Origin of the sequence: Nocardia macrotermitis (assembly GCF_009604405.1) — a bacterium.
Taxonomy (GTDB): Bacteria; Actinomycetota; Actinomycetes; order Mycobacteriales; family Mycobacteriaceae; genus Nocardia; species Nocardia macrotermitis.
The window spans coordinates 64,123-89,759 of record NZ_WEGK01000025.1; the positions used below are offsets into that span (position 1 = coordinate 64,123).

Below are 25,637 nucleotides of genomic sequence, written 5' to 3' on the forward strand. Positions count from 1 at the left end.
GCGGGGAGGAGAAGCCGTGCGGCAGCGTTCTTCGGTCGAAGGCCGGTGGTCGGATCCGACCTCGGCGGCAGTGACGGCCATCGCGGAACTACTCGGCGTCCCCGCGGACCAGGTGTCGGTCACTAGCCCGTTCAACGATCTGGGGCTCTCGTCGGTGCAGTTGGCGCGGCTCACGGCCGTGCTGGAGGACGCACTGGGCGTGTCGATCTCGCTCACCGATCTGTTCGACCATCCCGATATCGAGCGACTCGTCGAACACACAGCGACCCGATGACGGCCGACTCCGGCGGCACCCCACCCCCCGCACCCGTTCCGGGACAGCGGGATTCGACGACCACTGTGGAATCCGCGGCCGTGCCCCCGGTCGCGATCATCGGCATCGGCGCGCGCGTGCCCGGCGCGCACGGCGTCGACGAGTTCTGGCGGCTGCTGCGCGAGGGCCGGGACGGGACCGGCGCACCGCCGCGCGACCGTGCCGGGGCGCGGCACGGCGGGTACCTGGACGGGCTGGACGCGTTCGACAACGACTGGTTCGCGATCTCCGAACGTGAAGCGGCCGTGCTGGATCCGCAGCAGCGGCTCGCGTTGGAGGTTGCCGTCGAGGCCCTCGACGACGCCGGTGTCGGCTACCGGGTGCGCGGCTCGCACACCGCGGTGCTGTTCGGCGCGTGCGGCTACGACCACGGCTCGGTGGTGCTCGGCAGCGGCGGCCGGGACGCGCCGTACGCGGTCACCGGCTCGGCGCTGAGCATCATCGCCAACCGGCTGTCCTACGCCCTGGACCTGCACGGACCGAGTCTGGTGCTGGACAGCGCGTGCTCGTCCTCGCTGGCCGCGGTGGACCTGGCGCTGCGGCTGCTCGCCGACCGGACCGTCGACCTGGCGATCGTCGGCGGGGTGAATCTGACTCTGCTGCAACACACCTCGGACTATATGGACCAGGCCGGATTCCTCGCGCCGGACGGTCGGTGCAAACCCTTCGACGCGGCCGCGGACGGCTACGCCCGCAGCGACGGCTGCACGGTGCTGATCCTGCAACGCACCGCCGACGCCCGCCGCGAAGGCAACCGGATCTACGCCGAGATCATCGGTGCCGCAGTCGGTTCCGACGGCCGCTCGAACGGCCTCTACGCCCCCAACGGCCTCGCCCAGCAGCAGGTCATCCGCCGGGCGTGGGCCCGCGCCGGCACCGCGCCCACCGCCGCCGGATACATCGAATGTCACGGCACCGGAACACCATTGGGCGATGCGGTGGAGGTCGGCGCGCTGGCCGCGGTGCTCGCCGAGGGCGACCGCACCCACCGAGTCTGGATCGGTTCGGTGAAATCGAACATCGGCCACCTCGAGGCCGCCGCCGGAGTAACCGGCGTCGCCAAGGCCGCCCTGCACATCGCCCACGCCACCATCGCCCCCAACCTGCACTTCCACACCGAGAACCCCTTGCTCGACCTCGCCTCCCGCGGCCTGGCCGTCCCCACCGAACCGATCGGCTGGGCAGCGGAATCCGCATCGAGCAGATACGCCGGAGTAAGCTCCTTCGGCTTCGGCGGCACGAACGCACACGTGGTACTACGCGGCGTGGATACCGTTGCCCCCCAACGCAACACCGATCCCCCCATCCTGCTGACGATCACCGGCCGAGACGAAGCCGACATCCGCCAACAGGCCACCCGCTGGGCCGAAGCCCTCAACCGAAACCCCGCCTCCCTCCCCGAATTCGCCGCCGCCACAACACGATCCCTCCCCGAACAAATCCGAGCCGCCATCGTCGCCCGAAACCGCACCGACGCAATCGCACAATTGCTGGAACTCGCCGAGACACCCCCACCCGCGAATCCCACACCAACACCACCCGCCGACACCCTCCGGCCAGAGGGCACTGACTTCGGGCCAATCCCCGCGAAACCCGTTCGGGCAGCACACCCGCCAGGCCAGCACACCAACTCCACATCCGGCGCGACCCCCGCACAAAACACCCGAGCCGCACGTGCCGCATCGCCCGAGGACAGCTCCACAACCATGCTGGACACGACACGTGGCCGCACTTCGGCCACGGAGACCCCAGTCGACTCCGCGACCACCCCCGTCCCGACCGGTACGAATCGCACTGTCGCGATATCCGTGGAAAGTGCTGCGGCTGCGGCGGATTCCGCGATCACATCCGGAAGCGCGCCCACCCCGACCAGAGCGGGCGACGGCGACGCGACATCCAGGAACGAAGCCGCAGCTACAACCGACACCGCGATCACACCCGCGTATTCAGTCGGTCCGACCGGAATCGCGGGCACAGGGAACGAGACCACGGCAGCGACCGCCAAGTTCGCCATCACGCCCACGACTGCAGCCGGGCCGAACGGCACGGACACGACGGCCGACAGCGCGGCTGATTCCGCAGTCACATCCACTGATGCCACCGTCTCGACCGGTGTGGACGGCAACGACGCGCCGAACAACAGAGACACTGCGACTACCACCGACTCCGCGATCACATCCGCCGGTGTGGCGGTTCCGACCAGTGCGAACGGAATCGACGAGACGTCCGAGCAGGGAGTCGCGGCTCCGGCAGATCCCGCGGTCACATCCGGAAGCGCGTCCACCCCGACCAGAGCGGGCGACGGCGACGCGACATCCAGGAACGAGACCGCAGCCGACTCCGCGATCACACCCGCACATTCGGCCGGTTCAACCGGAATCGCGGGCACGGGGAACGAGACCACGGCAGCGACCGCCGACTTCGTCATCACGTCCACGAACGCGGCTGGGCCGAACGGCGCGGACGCGATGGCCGACGGCGCGGCTGCGGCAAGTTCCACGATCGCATCGGCGAGTGCGGCCGGGCCGAATAGAACCACGGACACCGGGAAGCGGACGGGGGCAACGGACGCCGACTCCACGATCACTTCTGGGAGTGTGGCTGGGCCGACCAGTACGAATGGGACCGGTGTTACGTCCGGGGAGGGGGCTACGGTCGGCTCCGCGATCGTGTCGGCGAATGCGGCCGGGCCAAGTGGAGCTGCGGACACCGGGGAAGGTGGCGGGAAGCGGTCGCAGTCGGCGGCATTTAGTCGCAATACGTTGGGACACAACGTGAGTGGAGACTTGGCCGGGGCTGTGTTGCCGCGGAGTGCGCGGGTTCATGGGCCGGTTGGGGGGCGGCGGCGTGGGCGAGTCTTGTTGGTGTTCTCGGGGCAGGGTGGGCAGCACGAGCGGATGGGGCGGGGGTTGGCGGCGCGGTATCCGGTGTTCGCGCGGGCGTTGGCGGAGGCCACCGATGCGGTGAGTGCGGCGGGCGGGCCTCGGGTGTGGACGCCGCGGCACGGGTTCGGGCACAGTCTCGAGACGACCGATATGGTGCAGCCCGCGCTGTTCGTGTTCCAGATCGCGCTGGCGGAACTGTTGGCGCACTGGGGAATTCGGGCCGATGCGGTGATCGGGCACAGTCTCGGCGAGATCGCGGCGGCCGTGGTGAGCGGTGCGCTCTCGCTGGGCGACGGTGCGCGAATCGCGGTGGCGCGCAGTGCGATTCTGGCGCATCTGGACGGGCGCGGGGCGATGGCGATGCTGGAGGCCACGCCCGAGGAGGCCGGGCGGCTGGTGGAGCCGGTGCGCGCGCATGTCGCGGTGGCGGCGGTGAACGGGCCGCGATCGGTGGTGGTGTCCGGGACGCCACGCTATGTGGACACGCTGATCCGCCGGGCCACCCGGCGCAGCTTCTACGCGCGGCGGATCGCGGTGGATTTCGCCGCGCACAGCCCGCAGGTCCGCGAACCCGCCGCCGAACTGCTCGCCCGGCTCGACGGAATCACCCCGCGCACACCGCGAATCCCGCTGTACTCCACCGCCCGCCGCGGCGCACGCATCACCTCCGCCGCCCTGGACGCGCGGTACTGGTCCGAAAATGCCGAGCACACAGTCGAACTCGCCACGGCTCTGGAATCCGCGGCGGCCGACGGCTGCACCACTGCGATCGAGATCTCACCGCATCCGATTCTGGCCCCGGCGATTCGGGAGTTCCCCGAGTTCCGCGAGGCCACCCACCCGATGGCCGATCGGGACGACGAATCCGCCGCCTTCCTGGACGGCATGGCCCACTGGTACCTCGAGGGCCGCCCCGCCGACTGGTCCGCGCTGGGCACGTTCACCGGACCGATACTCGAAAGACGTTGGCGGCATGCGATTTTCCCGCTGCTGACCGCCACCGGCCCCACCCCCGCACCCGAGGACCTGCGCGATCACGTCGTGCGCGGCGTGCCGGTGGTCCCCGCGATGTACTGGCTGCGCCGCATGCTCCGAACCGCAGGAGAACGAACCACCCGCCTGACGGATTTCACCGTCCGCGAGGCCACCGACCTCGCGGCCCTGCCCGACACCACCTGCCACGCCCGCGCCGACCAACTCACGGTAACCGGTCCGATCCCGCTGGCCACCGCCCGAATCGCCGCCGAACCCACCCCCGCGGAACTCGTCGCCTGGATGCGCACCATCGACGCCCACCGCATCGCCCAACCCGGTATGCGCCCCGTCGACCCCCGTGAGTTCTACGCGATGCTCCGCGCCCGCGGCCTCGAATACGGCCCCCGCTTCCGCACCCTGCGCGGCATAGTCGCCGAATCCTCCAGCGCCATCGGCCTTCTCGGCCACATCCCCCTCGACACCGCCGCCCTGGACGGCTGCCTCCAACTCATCGCCGCCGCCGCGGGCCCCCACCTCCCCGCCGACGTCCTCCCCCTTCCCACCCACCTGGATTCGGCCTGGCTGACCCCCTCCTCCGACGTCCTACTCGCCCAGGCCCACGCCTTCCTCCGCTCCACCACCCCCACCGGCCTGCGCTGCGACATCCTCGCCACCGACCAACACGGCGCACCCGCCGCCGCCCTCCTGGGCATCCACATCCACTACACCCCCCTCCCCACCACCCCGAATACTTCCCACTCCCCCAGCCCCACAACCCATCCGAACGCCACACCGCGCCCCACCAACCACCCTCCCACCAACCGACCGGCCGCGGAAGATTCCCTGGTACCGGACACAGAGGCAGGCTGGAACAATCCGAACGCATCCCCGTATTCGGTTGGCACACAACACACCATCAGCCGCAATCCCACTCGACCCGATCAACCGCACACGAACGGCCCCACCGACGCGGACAGACGGACAGACAACTCCGGCAGCGTTGAAGGCACGTATTCCGATGGCGCAGAACATTATCTGCACACCGCTGAGCAATCGAACACCACCGCAACACATCCGGGCGCAACGCCGCACACTATCGGCGAAGAACCCGATCAACCACATGCCGACGATCCCCTCGGCGCGGGCAGTCAAGCAGCTCGCCCCGGCGGACGTGAGACCACACTCTCTATCGGCGCGAACAACTATCGATGGCACACGGCCGAACACTTCTACGGACCCGCAATACATCCGGACGCCGCACAACACACTATCGGCGGCAATCCCACACGGCCGGACCGCCGAACGCTCGCCCCCGAAGAAGCTGAGGGCACATATTCCGGTGGCGCAGCGGGCTACCAGTGGCATGGAGCCGAATACTTCCATGCCCCCACAACAGATCCGGACACCACACAACACACCATCGGCAGCAATCCCGCTCCGCCCGATCGACCGGATCTCCGGACAGTCGGCTACGACGGCGCGGAGGGCCCGTATTCCGGTGGCGCAGAATATTATCAATGGCCTGCCGCCGGGAACCTCGACGGGCGTGCAGTAAATCCGGACACCACACAACACACCATCGGCGGCGATTCCACTCGGCCCGATTCCCGGGCGGTCGGCTCCGACGGAGGCGAAGGCACGTATTCCGGTGGCGCAGACGGTTATCAATGGCCTGCTGCCGGAAACTTCGATGGGCGTGCAGTACATACGGATGCGGCACAACGTCCTGTTGGTTACGACCGGGGTCGGGCCGATGCGCAGGGTGGCGGAGGTGCGGGGTGGGAGTTCGGGGAGTACACGCATTCCGGTGTGCGGCAATGGGATCGGGCTGGGGTGGATGAGGGTGGGCATCGGGTTGTTGGGCGGGGTGAGTGGGATCGGGGGGTGTTGGGGGCGCATGGGTTGGGGGCGGTGTTGCGGCGGGAGGCTTGGGTTCGGGTGGGGGCGCCGGAGGTGGGGCGGGAGGCGCGGGTTCGGCGGGTGTTGGTGATCGGGGAGTCGCGGCTGGCGGTGGGGTTGGCGCGGGATGTGGATCGGTGGGTGCCCGCGGAGCGGGTGGCGCGGGATCCGGGCGAGGCCGGTCCGATCGTGTCGGCGACGCTGACCGGGCGTACGGATCCGACCGCGGTGGTCGCGGTGTGGCCCGCGGCGCCGACGCCGGGATCGGTGGTGGCGGAGATCGGGCGGGGACTCGGACTGCTGCAACGGATTCAGGAATGCGATGCGATGGTGTCGCTGACTGTCGTACTACGGGATCGCGCGAGCGTGATTCAACAGGGGATCGCCGGATTGGTGCGGTCGCTGCAACTCGAGTCGGGTCGTCCGGTGCGGTTGGTGTGGGCGGGCCCCGAACGTGCCGAGCCGGGCCCGCTGACCGGGCTGACACTCACGATGGACGGGCCGGACGAGGTGCGCATCGGGCCCGGCGGTGTGCAGGCCAGGCAGTTCGAACCGGTGTCCTTCCTCGCGCGTCCGGTCGAAATCCAGCCTGCGGGAGCGTATGTCGTGACCGGCGGGCTCGGCGCCCTGGGCGCGGTGGCCGCCCGCTGGCTGCTGGATTCCGGTGCGGGGGATGTGGTCGTGCTGACCCGGCATCCGCGCCCGCTGCCACCGCTGCTCGAGGGTCTGGAGGACCGGATCGTGGTGTTGCGCTGCGACGTCACCGATCCGCGCGAACTGGCCAACGCGCTGCACGACATCCGCGAGTGCGGCGCACCCATCCGCGGCCTGATCCACGCCGCGGGCACCCTGCATGACGCCGAATTCAGTTCCGTCACAACCGATCTCATCGCGGAGATGTTCGAGCCGAAACTCGCCGCGACCGCCGACCTGCTCGACCTGACCGCCGCCGATCCCCTCGATTTCGTCCTGCTGTTCTCCTCGGCCACCGGCGCGCTGGGCGCACCCGGCCAGGCCGCCTACGCCGCCGCCAACGCCGCCCTCGACGCGCTCGCCGCAACCCGCGCGAACCGCAAGGTAATCAGTATTGGTTGGGGCAGTTGGGAATCCGGCCTCGCCGCCACCGCGGGCGGCGCCGAACACCTTCGTCGCGCGGGCATCACCCCCTTCACCACCACCCGCGGCACCGCGGTCCTGGACGCCCTGCGCGGCTACCCCGGCCCCCACGTCCTGGCCATGGATTACACCCCCACCACCGATGACTCCCCGATAGCCCACCGCCTCCGCACCGTCCTGCCGACCCAATCCGACTCGGCCCCAATACATCCCACACCTTCGAACCATCGGACGGACTTCACCCATCCGAGATATCCGAACCCGGCGCGATATCCCGACCACGCGATCGGTCCCGCAGACCTGTCACAGTCGGACCAGTTCTACTCGGCAACAGGGTTTCCCGCCCCCGCTCACCCGGCGAACGATTCCGCGTACCTCTACGGGCCGTCCAGCCGGTCCGGACAGGATCCTGCCGCAGATTCGCCGACAGACACCAGCATTTCCGAAGACAAGGCCGAGCGGCACTCGATTTCAGAATTCACGGATGCGTCCGCGAATACATCTGTGGTACAGGTGATTCGGTCGACGCTGGCCGCAACTCTGGGCATCGCGCCGGAAAGCATTGCGGCAGAGGTGGATTTCACCGGCCTCGGATTGTCCTCACTACTGGCGATCGAATTACGGCGGACGCTCGAAGCGCGACTCGGAATCCGGATCGCGACCGCAGAATTGTTCGAGCATCCCACGGTGGCAATGCTCGCCGCGGCATTGTCCGCGCGACTGTCCGACGATCGAGGAGGGAACCGGTGAACGGATCGGTCGATGCACTCGCGGCAGCAGTGGCGAAATGGGCCGCAGCACGCCCGGACGCACCCGCATTCACCGCCCTGTCGTATCCCGCCGGAGAATGCCGATCACATTCGCTGACCTTCGGCGGATTACACAGCGCCGCAGGTGTTCTCGCGGCGAAGATCAGCGCGGACACCGATCCCGACGATCGGGTCGCCATCCTGTGCGACCACGGCCTGAACTACGTGACAGCCTTCCTGGCCTGCCTCTACGCCGCCCGAGTGGCCGTACCGCTGTTCCCGGTACAGGGCAACCGCAATGCCGATCGCCTCGCGGCCGTACTCGACGACGCCCGCCCGACGCTGAGCCTTGTCGACCCCGGCAGCGAAATACGCACCGCAAGTGGCGAATTCGAGACCGGAAAGATCCTCCCGGTCTCCATCGCCCCCACCGACACCGCAATCCCCCCACAACCGGCCACCGACTGTCCGGCCTATCTGCAATACACCTCGGGTTCCACGAAAACCCCTGCCGGCGTGGAAGTCTCCCACGACAACCTCGCCGCGGCCCTCGACCAATTACGCACCGGAATGCCCGTGGTGAACCACAAACCCGTCGTCACCTGGCTACCGTTCTTCCACGATATGGGCCTGGTCTTCGCGCTGTCCCTACCGCTGTACACCGGCGTGCACGCGGTCACCCTCCCACCGGCCGAATTCGCCAAACGCCCGATCCGCTGGCTGCGAGCCTGCGGCGACTACCGCGCCGGAGCCACCGCGAGCCCCAATTTCGGTCTGGCACACGCCATTTCGTCCACCACACCCACCGAACGCGCCGAGCTGGACCTGTCCGAACTGGAACTCGTACTCAACGGCGCGGAACCGATCCGGCCCGAGGTCCTCACGACCTTCACGAATACCTTCTCCCCCTACGGTTTCCGACACACCGCCCACACCGCCGGCTACGGCTTGGCCGAAGCCACCCTGCCGGTCGCCTTCGGCACACCCGACCAACCGCCCGCGACCGCCGAATTCGACCGTACCGCCCTGGCCGACGGACGCGTACTCCGCACCGAACCCGGCACGGGAATCCGGCTGGTCGGCTGCGGAACCCCGGCGGGACAACACATCCGACTGGTCGACCACTCCGGAACGCCCGTGGCGGCGAACGAGGTCGGCGAGGTCTGGGTGCGCGGCCCGAACGTCTGCGCCGGATACTTCCGCAAGCCCCACGAAACTGTCGAAACCTTCGGGGCCAACTCCCCCGGCGAACACGAGAGCTGGCTGCGCACAGGCGATCTCGGCTTCCTGCACGAAGGCCAGCTCTACATCGCCGGACGCCGCACCGACATGATCGTGATCGCGGGCCGCAACCACTACCCGGCCGATATCGAATCCACCGCGGCCGATTCCGCGCCGGAGCTCCGCCCCGGCCACGTCACCGCGTTCGGTGTGGACGAGGGCACCCACGAGGCGCTGATCGTGATCGCCGAACTCGACGAGTCGCCCGGCGACACCACCGAACTGGCCCGCCGCATCCGCGCCGCCGTCGCCACCGCGCACGATATCGCGCCCGCCGAAGTGGTCCTGGTCGCACGCGGGCAGATCCCGAAAACCTCCAGCGGCAAACTGCGGCGTGGTGAATGCCGAATCCGCTACCGCCGGGACGAGTTGCTCCGCGTGGATGTCGTACCGAGGGTGTAGACCTTATCCACACCCATCCACAGATCGTCACGGAGGAGTTTCGATGGCTACGACCGATCCCGTGCACTGGCTGGACGAACCGGAGGAGCACGACTATCCGGCGGCGGCCGACTATCTCGAACTGCTCGCCGATCCGCATACCGTGACGAATCTCGTGCGGCGTCTACGCGCCGCGCCGATCGTGCACAAGAAGGCCAAGGACATCCTGCGCGCGGCCCAACTCAGCCTGCTGCCGCCGGACAATCCGCATGTCCGAGCCGATCTCGCCAAGATCCTGACCGGTAAGGCGCTGTCCCCGATCCTGCTGGTCCAGGGCGATCTGACCACCGGCACCCCCATCCAGATCGCCGACGGTTACCACCGCGTCTGCGCCTGTTATCACGCCGACGAGAACATCCCCATCCCCACCAAACTCGCCGCACTGCGCGATCCCGCACCATCTCCCGACGACGATCCGGCCGATCCCGAGTCCGCACAGCCCGATCCCGGAAAGCAGAAGAAGCGGAAGAAGTAGCGCGGTGAGCTTCTCCACCCTGGCGCTGGTGCTGGCGCTCGGTCTGGTCGGACCGCTGCTGTCCTGGCGCGCGAGCTGGCACATTCCGGTGATCGTCGGCGAACTGCTCGCCGGAGTCGTGTTCGGCGCGACCGGTTTCGGGGTGTTGCGGCCGGGTGACCCGATCTTCTCCTTCCTGGCCGATATGGGATTCGCGCTGGTCATGTTCGTCGCGGGCACCCATGTGCCGGTGCGGGATCCGGCGGTGCGGTCGGCGCTGGCGGTCGGGGCGTTGCGCGCGGTGCTGGTCGGCGCGTTCGCGGCGGCAGCCGGATTCACGCTGGCAAGCTGGTTCGATACCGGGCACGGCGCGATGTACGCGGTGCTGATCGCGTCCTCCTCGGCGGCGTTGGTGCTGCCGATCATCGATTCCCAAGGGCTGCAAGGTAAATCGGTGCTGGAGTTGACCGCGCAGGTGGCGATCGCCGATACCGCCTGCATCGTGGCGTTACCGCTGGTCATCGACATCTCGCAGGCCGGACGCGCGACGCTCGGCGCACTGGCCGTGGCAGCGGGTGCGGTCGCGCTGTTCCTCGTGCTGCGTTATCTCGAACGTTCCGGCCTGCGGCGGCGTGCGCACGAGGTCTCCGAGGAACGCAAGTTCGCGCTGGAACTGCGCGTCAGCCTGGCCCTGCTGTTCGCCCTGGCCGCCCTCGCGACCCGCACCCAGGTCTCGATCATGCTGGCGGGTTTCGCGGGCGGACTGGCGGTGGCCGGGGTGGGCGAACCGCGCCGGGTCGCGCGCCAGCTGTTCGCGATCACCGAGGGATTCCTGGGCCCGCTGTTCTTCGTCTGGCTCGGCGCGCGCCTGAACCTGCGCGAATTCGCCGACCAGCCACGACTGATCCTGCTCGGACTCGCCCTCGGCGTTGCCGCGGTGCTGGCCCATGCCCTGATGCGACTGCTGGGTCAGCCGATCGGCTTCGGCGCCTTGGCCGCCGCGCAGATCGGCGTCCCGGTCGCCGCGGTCACCGTCGGCACGCAGCTGCACGTCCTCGAACGCGGCGAGGCCGCGGCCCTGATGCTCGGCGCGCTGCTCACCATCGCCGTCGCCGCCCTCGCCGCGGCGGTCGCGGCCCGGTCCTCGCACCGCGGCAACTGAATTCCCCCGAACCGCTCGAATCCACCTGCGCCCGCCGCACTCTCGATCGGCAGGCAAACCTCGGGCAATACGGGGATTCGCCACCGCTGGGTCACGAGGCGAGCCGGAACGCCCGCGCCGGACACGCCCGCGCATCACTCGCACGCGGACCGAATTCGGTGTGCCAGCGCCCGATTCGACAATTCGATGTGATGAAGGTCACTTATAGATCGCAGGTCGAACCGCGAATCTCTGCGCCGCAGGGGAATATCCGAACGACACGATGCCGCCGACCGTGACCTTATCGACCGGCGAACAACATCGAGTCCGGCGCGACATCTCGGACTATCCGTCTGTTGCGCAAGTGGATGGCGACACCGAGCCGATCACTCAGTACCCGACAGTCGCCGCAGATCGTCTCGCGCAGCAAGGAAGTCGAACCGCAGAAGCAGTATTGATCGTCCACGAAACACGAATGATCGAAGCCGATCAGATGGCTGCGAACCGAAGATGTGCACCGGAAAGCACATGAAGAGGTAGGGCTTCATGGCAGAACGCGTGAAGCACGGAATTACTCCGGCGAGGCGGTGGGTCCCCGGCCGAGCAGTCGATCCGTCTCGCGCCGTTCACGTTTCGTGGGACGTCCGGCACCACGATCCCGGCGCGGCATGGTCGCCACGATTTCGGGTGCGGGTGGTGCCGGGCTGTTGTCGATCAGGCACTGGGCGGCGATGGCCGCTCCCACACGCTTGGTGATGACCTTCTCGACAACGACGATGCGGTCCAGCCCGTTGATCCGGGCACGCACCTCGTCACCGGGTTTAACCTGGTGAGCAGGTTTGACCGCAACGCCGTTCACCTTGACGTGCCCGCCGCGACACGCGGTCGCGGCGGCAGACCTGGTTTTGAACAGCCGGACAGCCCAGGTCCAGGAGTCGACCCGGGCTGTACTCGGTTGCGTCGGTGGCAGTTTCGCCTCCAGAGCGATACCGGCCGGAAATCAGGCGACGCGACGCGCGGTGACGATCGAGTTCGGATCGAGGTGCGCGTAGCTGACGGTCTCACCCGACTGCGGTGCCTGCAGGATCTTGCCGTCACCGGCGTACATCGCGACGTGACCGCCGCCCTCCTGGATGACCAGGTCGCCGGGCTGCAGGTCCTGGTAGGCGACCGGCTTGCCGATGTGCGACTGCTCGAAGCTGGTGCGCGGCAGGTTGACTCCGGCCTGCTTGTACGCCCACTGCACGAGGCCGGAGCAGTCGAAGTTCTGCGGGCCCGAGGCACCCCAGACGTAGTCCGAGCCGATCTTGCTCTTGGCCGCGGTCAACGCGATGTTCTGCGGGCCCTGGTGCTCGTTCACACCGGGCAGTGCCGCGGTCAGACCGGGGATGTTCGGCTGCTGCAGGCTCTGCGGCGCGAGCGCCTTCTGCGCGGCCTTGATCTGATCCGCGTGGTCCTTGATCAGGTCGGCGTGATCGGCGAGCGCCTGATTCACGGCCTTGACCTGCTGCGTGAACGAGGAATCGACCGGCACATCGAAGTCACCGACGCCGGGCACGTTGATGGTCTGGGCCATGGCCGAGACCGCAGGCATGGCACCGGTTGCCGAGGCAACCGCACCCATGACGAGCGCACCCTTGACGGAATTCGGGAGCCGAGATTCCCGTTGCAAACTGTGTTTACCCACCGAGCTGAGTCTCCTGTTTCTTCCACTCCACCCGCCTACCGAGTTAGCTGACGGGTTCGGGCCGGGAAGATCGGTCCTACCTCGACCGACCTCGTATAGCCGGGCGAGGATTCACCCCACTACATCTGGGTCCTCGGTTCGGCGAACGAGCTTGCGCCCGAACACCGATTTGGCGGTGACTCGACGAGCCGCTTCCCCTACGAAGCGGCACACTCCATCAAGTCACGAGAAGATTACGACCAGCACGTGATGTTGTCCACCCCACAGCACGGCGTGTTGCACCGGCATCGTCAAAGCCCCAGCACAGGGCGCGATTCGGCGTGTCGCCGCGGCGGGTAACGAGCTGATCTCGGGAAGGACACGGCCGTTGTCGACGCGGGTGGGAACGTTATGAACTCGACTCGTTCCGTTATCGACCGGCTAATCCCGGGCGTTAACAACCGATTCATCCCGAATCCGCACAGATCGCGGCCGCCGGTGTCGCACACCGGGCCTTCGCGCACACTGATCCACCCGGCCGAATGCGAACCCGATCCGACGGACGAACAAACAGCAGGGCTCAGCCCCGGCCACCATCGCGCTCGGCCAGCGTGCGTTCGAGATCCTCGATGCGGCGGTGCGCGTCGGCGAGCTCGACCTCGAGCCGGCCCAGCGCCATCACGAGCGGGCCGACCGCGAGATCGGCGACGAGTTGCGGATCGTCGTACCCCTGGCCGATGGCTTGCAGGATGTTCTCGCGAATACGTCCGGCGAGCACGGCTTTTCCGGGGACGTGCCACGATTCGACGACCGCGGCGGTACCGCCCTCGGGCACCTCGACCTCCGGCAGACCGGCATCGGGTTCCTCGCTCATGACTCTCCTGTGCCTCGACCCCCGCGGTGTCGCGAGGTCACAACTGCGCCAACAGCTACCAGGGTAGAGACCGGATTCCCGCGCCGCACATCCCTTACTAGTCGCGTCTACCGAACGCCGTAGATATCCGAAGATTCTCCGCGCGACGCACTACCGTGGAGCGGCATGGACCCCGTGCGCAATCCGTACGCCCCCGGCGCGGGACAGCGCCCACCCGAACTCGCCGGACGTGCGAAGCAGCTCGACGCCTTCGACGTGGTACTCGAACGCATCTCGCGCGGGCGACCCGAACGCAGCGTCATGCTCACGGGTCTGCGTGGCGTCGGAAAGACGGTGCTGCTCAACCAACTTCGCTCGGCCGCGCGTGCCCGCGATTGGGGCACCGGCAAATTGGAGGCCCGGCCCGATCAGGAGTTGCGCCGGCCGCTGGCCTCGGCGCTGCACATGGCGGTGCGGCAGATCGCGGTGGCGCATCGCAATCTGGAGATGGTGGACGACTTCCTGGGCATACTCAAGGCTTTCGCGTTGCGCGCGACCGTCGACAAGGGCATGCGCGAGCGCTGGCAGCCCGGTATCGACGTCCCGGCGGTGACCGGCCGCGCCGATTCCGGCGATATCGAGATCGATCTGGTCGAATTGCTGATGGAGGCCGCGCAGGTGGCCCGCGACATCGGTGTGGGCATCGCGATCTTCATCGACGAGATGCAGGATCTGGGTCCCGCGGACATCTCCGCGATCTGCGGCGCGTGTCACGAATTGAGCCAGGAGGCAGCGCCTTTGATCGTGGTGGGCGCGGGCCTGCCGCATCTGCCCGCGGTGTTGACCGCCTCCAAGAGCTACTCCGAACGGCTGTTCAGCTATCACCGCATCGATCGGCTGGATCGGGATTCAGCGGATCTGGCGCTGATCGCCCCGGCCGAGCGCGAGGAGGTGAAGTTCACCTCCGAGGCGCTGGATTCGTTGTACCTCAAGGCCGATGGCTATCCGTACTTCGTGCAGGCGTACGGCAAGGCGACGTGGGATCTGGCCGCGCAGAGCCCGATCACCGTCGAGGACGTGGAGTTGGCCGCGCCAGCCGCCGAGGAGGAACTGGCGGTCGGGTTCTTCGGGTCGCGGTACGAGCGGGCGACCCCGGCCGAGCGGGAGTACATGCGAGCGATGGCCGAACTGTCGGGGGACGACGGTCCGGTGGCGACCGCGGCCATCGCGAAGGAGTTGGGCCGCCGCCCGGCCTCGCTGTCCCCGGCACGGGACGGGTTGATCAAGAAGGGCCTGATCTATTCGGCCGAGCGGGGGACGATCGGGTTCACGGTGCCGCACTTCGGCAGGTATCTGCGCAGCGTCGCGTGAGGTCAGGGCTGTTCGAATGGAGAAGATCGCTTAATCTAGCCATATCTAGATGATTCTGTAGATATGGCTAGATCTTTCTGTTCGACAACCCTCTCACGGGAATCTATCCGAATCTTGCAAAGATCCAAGACAGCGCTAGATTTTCGATACAACGCAAACCGCTTCTCGCACTGAGCATTCCGGCCCGTAGCGGCACTCCCGCGATCCCATTGCTCTACACGCATCTTCATGGATCGCTAGATATACCTAGAAAGATCAACCGACCAGGTCACACAGCATTCCAGCCGAGAACGCCGCCACACCTCCCGGAATCACCGCCCCGCCCCCGATCGACGACCGGCCGCAATTCCACAACGTGTGCATAACACCAGGTTGAACCGGTTAACGCACTGGAAATCCAACCCGACAACCGGGCAAGAGCGGACTCGCACCAGGAGGACGTCATGTCCACGATCGCACTCCGCGCCGCCGATCCCGACGGCCGGAACGCCACCGTCAGCGCCGACGACGGCACTCCGCTCGCCGTGCGCGTCTTCGGGCCCGACGACGCCTCGTTGACGGTCGTCTTCGTGCACGGCCACTGCCTGCGCGCGGACTCCTGGTCCTTCCTGCGCGAACATCTACTGCCGCACTGGAATTCGAGCACCCGCATGGTGTTCTACGACCATCGCGGCCACGGCGATTCGGGCGCGGCCGATCCGGCCACCTACACCATCGACCAGCTCGGCCACGATCTGGATGCGGTGCTGCGCGCGGTCGCGCCGACGGGACCCGTTGTGCTGGTGGGACATTCGATGGGCGCGATGGTGGTACTGGCCTACGCTCGGCTGCATCCCGCGGCGATCGGAACCCGGGTGACCGGGATCGCCCTGCTGGCGTCGACGGCGGGCGGGGTGACCAGTGTCGGGCTGGCCCGGGTGCTGCATCGGCGCGCGGTGAGTTCGTTCCGGACCGCGGTGCGGCGCGCGCCGCGAATCATGCAGGCGTCCAAGCAGTTCGGCAGCCGGATCCTCGAACCGATCATGCGGGAGGCGAGTTGCGGCGCCCGCGCGGTGAGCCCGCGCATGGTCGCGGTCGCCACCGCCATGCTCAACGACACTCCCCTGCTGACCATGGCCAGTTTCCTGGACTCGCTGATCCGTTTCGACGAGACCGCGACCCTCGCGCTGCTGGCCGATCTGCCCGCGCTGGTGCTGGCCGGTTCGGCGGACGTCATGATCCCGTTCGCACATTCGGTGGTGCTGGCCTCACAGCTGTCCGCCGCCGAACTGGTGCGTCTGGACGGCGCGGGGCACAGCGTCATCCTGGAGCGCACCGAGGAGGTCGCGATCGCGCTGCTGGCGCTGGTGGACCGCGCCCGCGACGCCATCGGCCCGGCGGAATCGGATTACGCCGTCGCCGGATGATCTTGTCGGGCCGATGAGAAACACCAGGTCCACGCCGTATTCGAGCCGGAAATAAAAAGTTCGCGTACTGTGTTGTAGATCACGATGTGCGGTCGATCACAGTAAGATCATCATCGATCGCATACCGGGGCGGCACAGCGCCGAGTCGCCTCACACGGCTCGAGGAGGTTTCGATGACACGCAGCGATATCGCCGATCTGCATTTCGCCGTTGGGCAGCTCCAGCAGTGCATCGGCGCACTGCGCGGCCACTACGGCGACGCCCACTCGGTCCGTCGCCTGGAGAACGACCTCGAGCGGCTGCTCCTGGACACCGAGGATTTCGAGCAGACCCCGCCGCCGGAAATCGGTTCCCGCCGCCCCCAGGACGTCATCTACGTCCCGGACAGCAAGTCCGACGAGGCGGCCTGGATGGGCGCCCAGGACGAGGGTCTCGGCTTCCACTCCCGCCCCCGCACCAAGTAGTCGATCCCGTCTCCCCGCGACCTCGGCCTGCCGCCGGACGCGGGGAGACGCGGGCTCGGGTCGGAAGTTGAGAGCGGCGCATTTCCGGATGCGCGGGCAAGTTACCCGCTGCCCCTTCGCCTCTCCGCGACTTCAGCACTCCTGTCGAGCGCGTCGAGACCGCCAGTTCAGGACGCAGTCGAGATTCGGCCGTACCCGGTGATTCCGCTCGGTCCCGATCGTGCGCGCGGGTCGGCGACACAGTCACGTCGCTGGTCGGGTGCCCGGGGGACATTTCGTGAACGCTTCCCGGGTGGACCACGGAGTAGGTCCGGCCGACGATTCCTGATTGCGAAGTCGGGACGTTTCGGTTCGAGCGTGATGCGGGTGGATAACTTCGGCGACGACACGAACCCGCTCGCAGAGGACTCCGGGCAATCGGTTCGAGGGTGTGATCGGAGTGCGGTCCGCGGGGGCGGATCGCGAACGCGCCGGAGGTCTGCGCGGTGCACACCGATACGCGATCCGGTAATTCGATCTTGATATCAACCTCCGCACAGCCGTCCGCCGATCATGGTCGGCCGGATTGTTGCTGGTGCCAGGGGGTCCGGCAGTCGAACTCCGGGTAGCGAAAAGTGCGAATTTCGAGGGGTGGCCGAATTGTCTTGTTACTCAAGATAGTTCATGAATGTTGCTCAGTATTCGCCCGTGCGCACCCCTTCGGATGAAGATCAGAAAATGTGGCGCAAATCATATGAATGCAGGCGGTCCGATATTCCCGAAGCCCGTGACAGGTCATAGCAGGGGTGCCGTATGGTGCTCAGCATCACATTCGATGCCGGAGGTAACGATGACGTTCCGCGGGGCAGATAGGCGAGGCATCCTGCCGTGAGTGAGCTTGCGAGCAAACCAGTGACGACACAGCGCACAGTTTCCGAATCGGGCGCAGGGGTTTTCGGCCGGGGCCGCGCGAGCATCCCGGACCGCACCCTGCGCACCGACAATTGGTGGTTGCAACCGACCCTGACGGTGCTCGGCCTGGCCGCGTTCGTCATCTACGCGACGGTCCGCGCCTTCTGGCGCGGCGCCTACTGGGTTTCGGACTACCACTACCTGACGCCGTTCTACTCACCCTGCGTGAGCACCTCGTGCGCCGAGGGTTCCAGCCACTTCGGGCACTGGTTCGGCGCACTGCCGAGCTGGATCCCGCTGGGGTTCCTGGCCCTGCCGTTCCTGCTGCTGTTCCGGTTGACCTGCTATTACTACCGCAAGGCCTACTACCGGTCGGTCTGGTTCTCCCCGCCGGCCTGCGCGGTGGCCGAGCCGCACGCGAAATACACCGGCGAGACCCGACTTCCGCTGATCATCCAGAACGCACACCGCTACTTCTTCTACATCGCGGTGATCGTCTCGCTGATCAACACCTACGACGCGATCATGGCGTTCCACGGTAAGAACGGCGGATTCGGTTTCGGCCTGGGCAATATCATCCTGGTCGCCAACGTGGTGCTGCTGTGGGCGTACACGGTCTCGTGTCACTCCTGCCGCCACATCACCGGCGGCCGGCTCAAGCACTTCTCGGCGCATCCGGTGCGGTACTGGATCTGGACCCAGGTGTCCAAGCTGAACACCCGCCACATGCAACTGGCCTGGACCACCCTGGCCAGCCTCGCGATCACCGACTTCTACGTCATGTTGGTCGCCAGCGGCACCCTCACGGACCTCCGGTTCGTGCACTGATCTCGATGAATCCCCCAGTCTCTCAGGAGTATTCGGTCCATGCCTGAAGTCGAACGGCACAAGTACGACGTCGTGGTGATCGGCGCGGGCGGCGCTGGTCTGCGCGCGGTGATCGAGGCACGTGAACACGGTCTGTCGGTGGCGGTGGTATGTAAATCGCTGTTCGGCAAGGCACATACCGTGATGGCCGAGGGCGGCTGCGCGGCATCGATGGGTAATGCCAACGAGAAGGACAACTGGCAGACCCACTTCCGCGACACCATGCGCGGCGGCAAGTTCCTCAACAACTGGCGGATGGCCGAACTGCACGCGCAGGAGGCCCCCGACCGGGTATGGGAGCTGGAAACCTATGGGGCGCTGTTCGATCGGACCCCGGACGGGCGGATCAGCCAGCGCAACTTCGGCGGCCACACCTATCCGCGACTGGCGCACGTCGGCGACCGCACCGGTCTCGAACTCATCCGCACCATGCAGCAGAAGATCGTCTCGCTGCAGCAGGAGGATTTCGCGGCGACCGGCGATTACGAGGCGCGGATCAAGGTCTTCGCCGAATGCACGGTCTCGGATCTGATCAAGGACGGCGACCGGATCTCCGGCGCGTTCGGGTACTGGCGCGAATCGGGCAATTTCATCCTGTTCGAGACGCCCGCGGTGGTGCTGGCCACCGGCGGAATCGGCAAGTCCTACAAGGTGACCTCGAATTCCTGGGAGTACACCGGCGACGGCCACGCCCTAGCGCTGCGTGCCGGGGCGACGCTGATCAACATGGAGTTCCTGCAGTTCCACCCGACCGGCATGGTCTGGCCGCCGAGTGTGAAGGGCATCCTGGTCACCGAGGGTGTGCGCGGTGACGGCGGCGTCCTGAAGAACACCGAGGGCAAGCGGTTCATGTTCGACTACATCCCCGCGGTGTTCAAGGGGCAGTACGCCGAGACCGAGGAGGAGGCCGATCAGTGGTTGCGGGACAACGATTCCGCGCGCCGCACCCCGGACCTGCTGCCCCGCGACGAGGTGGCGCGGGCGATCAACGAGGAGGTCAAGGCCGGTCGCGGTACGCCGCACGGCGGGGTCTACCTCGATATCGCCTCGCGGCTGCCGCGGGAGGAGATCCTCAAGCGGCTGCCCTCGATGCATCATCAGTTCAAAGAGCTCGCGGACGTGGACATCACGTCCGAGCCGATGGAGGTCGGGCCGACCTGTCACTACGTGATGGGCGGGATCGAGGTCGATCCCGACACCGGCGCGGCGGTCGTGCCCGGATTGTTCGCCGCGGGTGAGTGTTCCGGCGGTATGCACGGCTCGAATCGGCTCGGCGGCAACTCGCTGTCGGATCTGCTGGTCTTCGGCCGGCGTGCCGGATTGGGCGCGTCCTCGTACGTCGAACAGCTCGCCGAACGTCCGCGGGTTACCGAGGACGATATCGCCGAGGCCACGAAAACCGCACTGGCGCCGTTCGATCCGCCCGCCGAGGGCGCCGCGGAGAATCCGTACACGCTGCATTCCGATATGCAGCAGACGATGAACGATCTGGTCGGCATCATCCGCAAGGAACACGAACTGGCCGAGGCCATCGAGAAACTCGGTGTGCTGCGCGAACGCTACGACCACGTCACCGTCGAGGGCAAACGGCCGTTCAACCCGGGCTGGCATCTGGCCCTGGATCTGCGAAACATGTTGCTGGTCAGTGAATGTGTGGCCCAGGCGGCGCTGATCCGGACCGAGAGCCGGGGCGGCCACACCCGCGACGATCATCCGAAGATGGACGCGGACTGGCGCAACAAGCTGCTGGTCTGCCGGGTCGATCCCGAGGACGACGCGCAGACGGTCCCGGGCGTCACCGTGACACCGGCCGACCAACTGCCCATGCGGGACGAGCTGCTCGCCCTGTTCGAACTGAGTGAACTCGAAAAGTATTACACCGCAGCGGAACTCGTGAAGCATCCGGCACAGGTCGCCGAGTCTTCCGCGAAAGGGGATGAGTAGCAATGGGTTACGACGCGCACTTCCGAGTATGGCGCGGCGACACCGACGGTGGCGGCCTGCAGGACTTCACCGTCGAGGTGAACGAGGGCGAGGTCGTACTCGACATCATCCACCGGTTGCAGGCCACCCAGGCTTCGGATCTGGCGGTGCGCTGGAACTGCAAGGCGGGTAAGTGCGGCTCCTGTTCGGCCGAGGTGAACGGCCGTCCGCGGCTGATGTGCATGACGCGGATGTCCACCTTCAGCCCGGAGGAGGTCGTCACGGTGACGCCGATGCGCACCTTCCCGGTCATCCGCGATCTCGTCACGGACGTCTCGTTCAACTACGAGAAGGCAAGGGAGATACCGTCTTTCACCCCGCCCGCCGATCTGAAGCCCGGTGACTACCGGATGCGGCAGGTGGACGTGGAACGTTCGCAGGAGTTCCGCAAGTGCATCGAATGCTTCCTGTGCCAGAACACCTGCCATGTGGTGCGTGATCACGACGAGAACAAGACCGCGTTCTCCGGTCCCCGTTATCTGATGCGGGTGGCCGAACTGGAAATGCATCCGCTGGATGTGGCCGATCGCAGTGATATGGCGCAGGACGAATTCGGCCTGGGTCTGTGCAATATCACCAAATGCTGCACCGACGTCTGCCCGGAGCACATCAAGATCACCGACAACGCCCTCATTCCGATGAAGGAACGGGTCGCGGATCGCAAATACGATCCGATCGTCTGGCTCGGGAACAAGCTGTTCCGGAGGTAGCCGAGCGACGTACGTCCGGGTCCCGGCGACAACCGGGACCCGGACGTACGGTTTCAGCTCTACAGGGGTGGGTTCGGTTGGGGGACAACGGAAATCGGCGACGCGCCATTGCGTGCGAACTTACAGTGATGCCCGTGTGAACACACGATGACGCCGGTGCGAACAGCTACAGCTGGGTGACCACACCAACGGCGACGAGTGCGACGAGCAGGCCGAACAGCACTGCGGGCAGCACCGATCCGGTCATTGCGTACACACCTCCCGCCGATACCGCGAACAGCATTCCGACGATCAGACGTTCGATCCAATCGCCCGGGAACAGCCTCCGGTACCGGGGAGTGTTTTTCAGCCCTCGGTCCATATATGAGCTTTACCCATAACCGACATGAGCAAACATACTTTCGTTGCACAACGGCCACCGATTCGTGATCATCACCCGCGCTGACCTGCGGCGAATTCCCGGCAGCCGATCACGAACCGGACGGCCCGCGCCGCTGCGGCCCGTCCGGCGCGCCGCGATCAGCGATCGTCGAAACGTCCGCGCTGGACCGCCGTGGTGAACGCGGCCCAGTCGGTGGCGCCGACGATCAGCGCCGGGCCGTCCGGATTCTTGCTGTCGCGCACACCCACCCGCCCGCTGCACAGGAAGGCGACCTCCACGCACTCCCTGGCGCCGCTGCGACTGCTCTTGAACCATCGAGCGCCCGATAGCTCGCTGCTCATCCTCATCTCCTAGTGTCCTTTTCGTCGCGAACCGCTCAGATCGCGTACTCCTTCGCGATCTGCCGCAACAGATTTCGACTGGCGTGAACATCCAACGCGCAGCGCAACAGAACCTCGTGCGCATGCCGATAGCGCCGCACGTCGGCTTTCCTCTCGAGATACAGATCTCCGGTGAACCCCTCCACATAGACCACGGGAGGTTCGACCGGCTGCCCCTTGCTGTCCGTTCCGAACTCGAGGATGACGAACGGGCCGGTCGAAAGGCCCAGGGGGACACCGGCTGCGAAGGGCAGGATGCGCAGCGTGACATTGTCCCGAGTACTGAGATCGGCCAAGTGCCGCAGCTGCGCCGCCATCACCCTTGCACTTCCGACGACGCGGCGCAAGACCGACTCGTCGAGCACCACGTCCACCATCGCGGGATGCGCGCGCCGAGTTATCAACGCCTGCCGCTGAAGTCGCAGCCCAACGCGTCGTTCGAGTTCGGCGTCGGTGTCCTCGGGATAGCCCAGGCGATTGAGCGCGCGGGCGTAGTCGGCGGTCTGCAACAGACCCGGCACCAACTCGGACTGATAGGACATCAGCCGCAGCGCCGAAGCCTCCAAACCCACGTAGACATCGAAGTTTTCGGGAATCAGATCGCCGTAGGCGTGCCACCAGCTCTTCACCGCGGCCTGCTGGGCCAGCCCCTTGAGGCCGTCGGCGATCTCGTCCGGAATGCCGTAGATCCGGCAAAGTTCCTGAATGTCTATGGTGCGTATGCGATCTGCCTGTCCCTTCTCCAACCGCTGTAGTGTGCTGGCGCCCCACTCCATCAGCCGCGCGGCCTCGGCGATGGTGAGGCCGCCCTGAGTTCGCCAGTCGCGCAGGTATCTTCCGAGTTGGCGCCGGGGCAACGTCGAGGACAGGGCGCTCTCGGAACTCTGGTTGTCGGAACTCGCGGACACAGCACACTCCGTTCTGATCGGATGCCGCCGGGCATCGAGTGCGGGTCGGAGATTTCGTGGGGCCCCCGCCGAACTACCACCACCCCGACCCGGACGTCACATCGGCGAGGGGGGCTCTCATCCACTATGGAGAATCTTCCTCCCCCAAGCGGATTCGCTGCTGGACATTCGCCTGAATTCGTTCTGGATATCCACACCGGGCCGATTTGGTTGCCGATTAGTGGATGCTGGAAGTGTGCTCGGGGATAGCATCTAGTCCGGAACAGGTCTGAAGAATCTCCGGGAAGCATCAGGATTCGCATGCAGGAACGAGGAGTCATGGCCGTACACGTCATCGGGTCGTCGTTGATGACCAGCGATTGCACGCCCCACCGGGCCCGCAGCGTCGGACAGGAGGGCTGGGTCGTTTCCTACCTGCCCGGCCGCACCCTGACCTGCGCGCAGGCGGTAGCTGCGTTGCAAGTAGCCGAAGCGGTGCCACCACTGCTGGACTCGGTCGGAGGGTTGGCCACCAAGGTGGGCCTCACCCTGTTGGAAGCACTGGGTATGGCCATCAACCAGCAGCCCTGGGACGAGCAGCCCGCACCCCGGCGGTCGGTTCGCCGGTACGGGGAGGTGGCGGCATGCAACTGACCAACCTCAACATGCCCGTCGCCGGTTTGCTGCGTTGCGCGAACGATCCGGGCATTCTGACCGTCGAACAGGCCCATGCCGCAATGCAACTGCACCTGGAATGCTCGGTCGACCTGTGCCGGGTGCGGCGTCGCGCCCGCGCGGTCCTGGTCGAAGAGGGCCGCTGCGTGCTGGACCAGCGGGCGCTACCGTGACCGCGCTGGAGCCGGTGGGCAGCCGGAAGGTGGTGCGGCTGCTCCCTCCGCCCAGCCGCACCACACCCCGGCACGCCGCGCCCGAGGGACGGCATGCGCCCGGGCCCGGACGTCAGGCGGCCGCGGCCTATCTGACCTCGGTAGCCGAGCGGCCGCGCGAGCTGGGACGGCATCGTGCGGCGTTGCCGCGCACGGCATTCGGCGCGGGGCCCGCACACGCCGGGATCAACAACTACGACCGCATGCTGTTCTGGTTCGCCGGGGCGCTGCTGAGTCTGCGGATCGCGTTCGTCGGCGAGAACACCATCGACGAGTACTGAGTCCGGCCGCGCGGGTGTCGGCGTGGGGCCGATGGCGCAAGTGTGCCGCGTTGCGTCACAGGACATTTCGGTGAGGTTCGCTCGATCGGAGCGGTAGGGTTGCTGACTACCTGCGCATATATGTGCTGCGGAAGGGTTGCCGGGGCCGATCCGGCGGATGCTCGGGGATGACATCCGGCGGATCGGGTGCACAGCGGCGCGCGAACCTCGGTGGATATCACCCGACCGGGGTTGCGGGCGCGGCCCGGGCCCTTATCCTCTTCGTTATCGGGGCGGGTCCGTTGGTCGAGGTTCCTGCTCGTGTGTGAGAGGAACCGTATGGCCCGACGCAAGCAGTCCGCCGACGCGCAGGGATCCACCGCGCGGGGCACCGGGCCCTGGCCGGTGGCCGAACCGGACGAGAACCGGTGGGGCACAGCGCAGAACCGGCGGTTGCCGCCCGAACCCGACGGGCAGCGCTGGGACAACGGGAGCACCGCGCGTCATCCGGCGCCGGCGCCCGCGCCGACCGCGCGCGCCGACACCGGGCAGAACCGGCGGTTGTCCGCGTCACCGGAGGGTGAGCGTTGGGAGGCGGCGCAGACGCGGCGGGCTCCCGCGGCCGAGGAGGACGGGTACGAGAGCACCCCACCCCGGCGGCGAACCCCGGCGGCCGAGCCCGACGAGGACTACGAGGAGCCCACCCCGAGCAGACGACGGGCCGGGCGACTACGGGTGCAGGTGCCGCCGATCGTCAATCCGTATTCGATCGTGGCGCTGGTCGCCGCGCTGCTGGGGTTGTTCCCGGTGGCGATCGTGTTCGGATTCATCTCCTTCACCCATCCGCGCGGTCGGATGATGGCGTTGTTCGCGCTGCTGATCGGGGCGGTGGAGGTGACGGCGCTGGTGGGGGTGCTGGCGATGTCCGGATATACGTTGCCGCACAATCCCTTTCGATTGCAGGCGGGATCGGCTCCGGCGAGTCAGAGCTCGAGCGCGCCGACGAATACGAACGAGACCGCGCCGCTGCAAGTCACCGTCAGCAGTGCCGCGCCGACCACGGCTGCGCAGACCGCGGTCGCGCAGGGGCAGGCGTGCACCGAGTCACAGGCCGCGCTCATCGGCAGCACCTCGGACGGCAACACCCTGCTGTGCCTGAAGGGCGCCAGCGGATATCGGTGGACCGGGCCCTACACCGTCTCGACGGCGGTCTACGACAAGGGCTCGAAATGCGATGCGAGCGGGGACAAGTCCGCACGCACCGCAGACGGTCGCGCACTGGTCTGCGAGGGGCAGGGCCGCGCCGCCACCTGGACGCTCTGGGTCGAATAGGGCCGGATCCGAGTGGGGCCGGGCGGCAGACTCCCCGGTTCGTA

At 67.0% G+C, this 25,637-nt stretch carries 21 protein-coding genes, 1 pseudogene and 1 riboswitch; of the genes and pseudogenes, 16 read left to right on the forward strand and 6 right to left on the reverse strand.

Features of this window, described 5'->3' with window-relative positions:
- Positions 1-16: 16 nt before the first annotated feature.
- The 6 genes and pseudogenes from NRB20_RS35105 to NRB20_RS35130 all read left to right on the forward strand — a co-directional run bounded on the left by NRB20_RS35105 (position 17) and on the right by NRB20_RS35130 (position 11,786).
- Positions 17-274 (forward strand): acyl carrier protein, encoded by a 258-nt coding sequence (locus NRB20_RS35105; protein WP_319945799.1) that lies wholly within the window; start codon positions 17-19, stop codon positions 272-274.
- Positions 271-7,938: a type I polyketide synthase gene (locus NRB20_RS39135; protein WP_153415725.1), complete on the forward strand. Its 7,668-nt coding sequence runs from the start codon at positions 271-273 to the stop codon at positions 7,936-7,938. Before NRB20_RS35105 ends, NRB20_RS39135 begins: the two co-directional genes overlap by 4 nt.
- Positions 7,935-9,620 (forward strand): fatty acyl-AMP ligase, encoded by a 1,686-nt coding sequence (locus NRB20_RS35115; protein WP_319945800.1) that lies wholly within the window; start codon positions 7,935-7,937, stop codon positions 9,618-9,620. Before NRB20_RS39135 ends, NRB20_RS35115 begins: the two co-directional genes overlap by 4 nt.
- A gap of 43 nt (positions 9,621-9,663) precedes the next feature.
- Positions 9,664-10,047: pseudogene (locus tag NRB20_RS35120) on the forward strand (hypothetical protein); the annotation flags it as partial.
- Positions 10,048-10,138: 91 nt separating this feature from the next.
- Entirely contained in the window at positions 10,139-11,275 is a 1,137-nt protein-coding gene (locus tag NRB20_RS35125) for a cation:proton antiporter (RefSeq protein ID WP_319945801.1), read from the forward strand.
- A gap of 274 nt (positions 11,276-11,549) precedes the next feature.
- The gene (locus NRB20_RS35130; protein ID WP_153415726.1) at positions 11,550-11,786 is read left to right on the forward strand and encodes a hypothetical protein; all 237 of its coding nucleotides are present in this window, start codon (positions 11,550-11,552) and stop codon (positions 11,784-11,786) included.
- Between the two features lie 39 nt (positions 11,787-11,825).
- Here NRB20_RS35130 and NRB20_RS35135 read toward each other — a convergent pair whose 3' ends face one another.
- From NRB20_RS35135 to NRB20_RS35145, 3 genes are all read right to left on the reverse strand, one after another.
- Positions 11,826-12,224, reverse strand: coding sequence for an RNA-binding S4 domain-containing protein (locus NRB20_RS35135; protein ID WP_153415727.1), 399 nt, complete (start codon positions 12,222-12,224; stop codon positions 11,826-11,828).
- 30 nt (positions 12,225-12,254) lie between these two features.
- Complete coding sequence (locus tag NRB20_RS35140) at positions 12,255-12,878, reverse strand: C40 family peptidase (protein ID WP_153415728.1); 624 nt, start codon at positions 12,876-12,878, stop codon at positions 12,255-12,257.
- A gap of 81 nt (positions 12,879-12,959) precedes the next feature.
- Positions 12,960-13,126, reverse strand: a riboswitch (cyclic di-AMP (ydaO/yuaA leader).
- 374 nt (positions 13,127-13,500) lie between these two features.
- Complete coding sequence (locus tag NRB20_RS35145) at positions 13,501-13,794, reverse strand: hypothetical protein (RefSeq protein WP_153415729.1); 294 nt, start codon at positions 13,792-13,794, stop codon at positions 13,501-13,503.
- A 165-nt stretch (positions 13,795-13,959) separates the two neighbouring features.
- Between NRB20_RS35145 and NRB20_RS35150 the strand changes: the two genes are divergently transcribed.
- The 6 genes from NRB20_RS35150 (at position 13,960) to NRB20_RS35175 (ending at position 21,465) form a co-directional block, all read left to right on the forward strand.
- Positions 13,960-15,144 carry an ATP-binding protein gene (locus NRB20_RS35150; RefSeq protein WP_153415730.1) on the forward strand — a complete coding sequence of 395 codons (1,185 nt, stop codon included), beginning with the start codon at positions 13,960-13,962 and terminating at the stop codon, positions 15,142-15,144.
- A 443-nt stretch (positions 15,145-15,587) separates the two neighbouring features.
- The gene (locus tag NRB20_RS35155; RefSeq protein WP_153415731.1) at positions 15,588-16,550 is read left to right on the forward strand and encodes an alpha/beta fold hydrolase; all 963 of its coding nucleotides are present in this window, start codon (positions 15,588-15,590) and stop codon (positions 16,548-16,550) included.
- Positions 16,551-16,723: 173 nt separating this feature from the next.
- Entirely contained in the window at positions 16,724-17,014 is a 291-nt protein-coding gene (locus tag NRB20_RS35160) for a hypothetical protein (RefSeq protein ID WP_153415732.1), read from the forward strand.
- An 891-nt stretch (positions 17,015-17,905) separates the two neighbouring features.
- A complete protein-coding gene (locus tag NRB20_RS35165; protein ID WP_319945805.1) occupies positions 17,906-18,733 on the forward strand; it encodes a hypothetical protein in 828 nt (275 codons plus the stop codon).
- Positions 18,734-18,772: 39 nt separating this feature from the next.
- Positions 18,773-20,716: a fumarate reductase/succinate dehydrogenase flavoprotein subunit gene (locus NRB20_RS35170; RefSeq protein ID WP_153415733.1), complete on the forward strand. Its 1,944-nt coding sequence runs from the start codon at positions 18,773-18,775 to the stop codon at positions 20,714-20,716.
- A gap of 2 nt (positions 20,717-20,718) precedes the next feature.
- A complete protein-coding gene (locus NRB20_RS35175; RefSeq protein ID WP_153415734.1) occupies positions 20,719-21,465 on the forward strand; it encodes a succinate dehydrogenase/fumarate reductase iron-sulfur subunit in 747 nt (248 codons plus the stop codon).
- Between the two features lie 166 nt (positions 21,466-21,631).
- On the opposite strand, the gene NRB20_RS35180 is transcribed toward NRB20_RS35175, so the two are convergent.
- From NRB20_RS35180 to NRB20_RS35190, 3 genes are all read right to left on the reverse strand, one after another.
- On the reverse strand, positions 21,632-21,826 hold the full coding sequence (locus NRB20_RS35180; protein WP_153415735.1) for a hypothetical protein: 195 nt from the start codon (positions 21,824-21,826) through the stop codon (positions 21,632-21,634).
- Between the two features lie 158 nt (positions 21,827-21,984).
- A complete protein-coding gene (locus tag NRB20_RS35185) occupies positions 21,985-22,188 on the reverse strand; it encodes a DUF397 domain-containing protein (RefSeq protein WP_153415736.1) in 204 nt (67 codons plus the stop codon).
- 35 nt (positions 22,189-22,223) lie between these two features.
- On the reverse strand, positions 22,224-23,135 hold the full coding sequence (locus NRB20_RS35190; protein WP_319945802.1) for a helix-turn-helix domain-containing protein: 912 nt from the start codon (positions 23,133-23,135) through the stop codon (positions 22,224-22,226).
- Between the two features lie 300 nt (positions 23,136-23,435).
- Between NRB20_RS35190 and NRB20_RS35195 the strand changes: the two genes are divergently transcribed.
- From NRB20_RS35195 to NRB20_RS35210, 4 genes are all read left to right on the forward strand, one after another.
- On the forward strand, positions 23,436-23,768 hold the full coding sequence (locus NRB20_RS35195; RefSeq protein ID WP_227834175.1) for a hypothetical protein: 333 nt from the start codon (positions 23,436-23,438) through the stop codon (positions 23,766-23,768).
- A complete protein-coding gene (locus NRB20_RS35200) occupies positions 23,759-23,962 on the forward strand; it encodes a hypothetical protein (protein WP_153415737.1) in 204 nt (67 codons plus the stop codon). The genes NRB20_RS35195 and NRB20_RS35200 overlap by 10 nt, the downstream gene beginning before the upstream one ends.
- Positions 23,959-24,282, forward strand: coding sequence for a hypothetical protein (locus NRB20_RS35205; protein ID WP_153415738.1), 324 nt, complete (start codon positions 23,959-23,961; stop codon positions 24,280-24,282). Before NRB20_RS35200 ends, NRB20_RS35205 begins: the two co-directional genes overlap by 4 nt.
- A gap of 318 nt (positions 24,283-24,600) precedes the next feature.
- Complete coding sequence (locus NRB20_RS35210) at positions 24,601-25,593, forward strand: DUF4190 domain-containing protein (protein WP_153415739.1); 993 nt, start codon at positions 24,601-24,603, stop codon at positions 25,591-25,593.
- Positions 25,594-25,637 lie beyond the last annotated feature (44 nt).

What these genes read in the sequence shown, in the direction of transcription:
- NRB20_RS35145 (WP_153415729.1), bottom strand. Translation starts at nt 13,794, where the DNA reads ATGAGCGAGGAACCCGATGCCGGTCTGCCGGAGGTCGAGGTGCCCGAG.
- NRB20_RS35160 (WP_153415732.1), top strand. Translation starts at nt 16,724, where the DNA reads ATGACACGCAGCGATATCGCCGATCTGCATTTCGCCGTTGGGCAGCTC.
- NRB20_RS39135 (WP_153415725.1), top strand. Translation starts at nt 271, where the DNA reads ATGACGGCCGACTCCGGCGGCACCCCACCCCCCGCACCCGTTCCGGGA.
- NRB20_RS35155 (WP_153415731.1), top strand. Translation starts at nt 15,588, where the DNA reads ATGTCCACGATCGCACTCCGCGCCGCCGATCCCGACGGCCGGAACGCC.
- NRB20_RS35140 (WP_153415728.1), bottom strand. Translation starts at nt 12,878, where the DNA reads ATGGGTGCGGTTGCCTCGGCAACCGGTGCCATGCCTGCGGTCTCGGCC.
- NRB20_RS35175 (WP_153415734.1), top strand. Translation starts at nt 20,719, where the DNA reads ATGGGTTACGACGCGCACTTCCGAGTATGGCGCGGCGACACCGACGGT.
- NRB20_RS35150 (WP_153415730.1), top strand. Translation starts at nt 13,960, where the DNA reads ATGGACCCCGTGCGCAATCCGTACGCCCCCGGCGCGGGACAGCGCCCA.
- NRB20_RS35200 (WP_153415737.1), top strand. Translation starts at nt 23,759, where the DNA reads ATGCAACTGACCAACCTCAACATGCCCGTCGCCGGTTTGCTGCGTTGC.
- NRB20_RS35180 (WP_153415735.1), bottom strand. Translation starts at nt 21,826, where the DNA reads ATGGACCGAGGGCTGAAAAACACTCCCCGGTACCGGAGGCTGTTCCCG.
- NRB20_RS35170 (WP_153415733.1), top strand. Translation starts at nt 18,773, where the DNA reads ATGCCTGAAGTCGAACGGCACAAGTACGACGTCGTGGTGATCGGCGCG.
- NRB20_RS35195 (WP_227834175.1), top strand. Translation starts at nt 23,436, where the DNA reads ATGCAGGAACGAGGAGTCATGGCCGTACACGTCATCGGGTCGTCGTTG.
- NRB20_RS35185 (WP_153415736.1), bottom strand. Translation starts at nt 22,188, where the DNA reads ATGAGCAGCGAGCTATCGGGCGCTCGATGGTTCAAGAGCAGTCGCAGC.
- NRB20_RS35210 (WP_153415739.1), top strand. Translation starts at nt 24,601, where the DNA reads ATGGCCCGACGCAAGCAGTCCGCCGACGCGCAGGGATCCACCGCGCGG.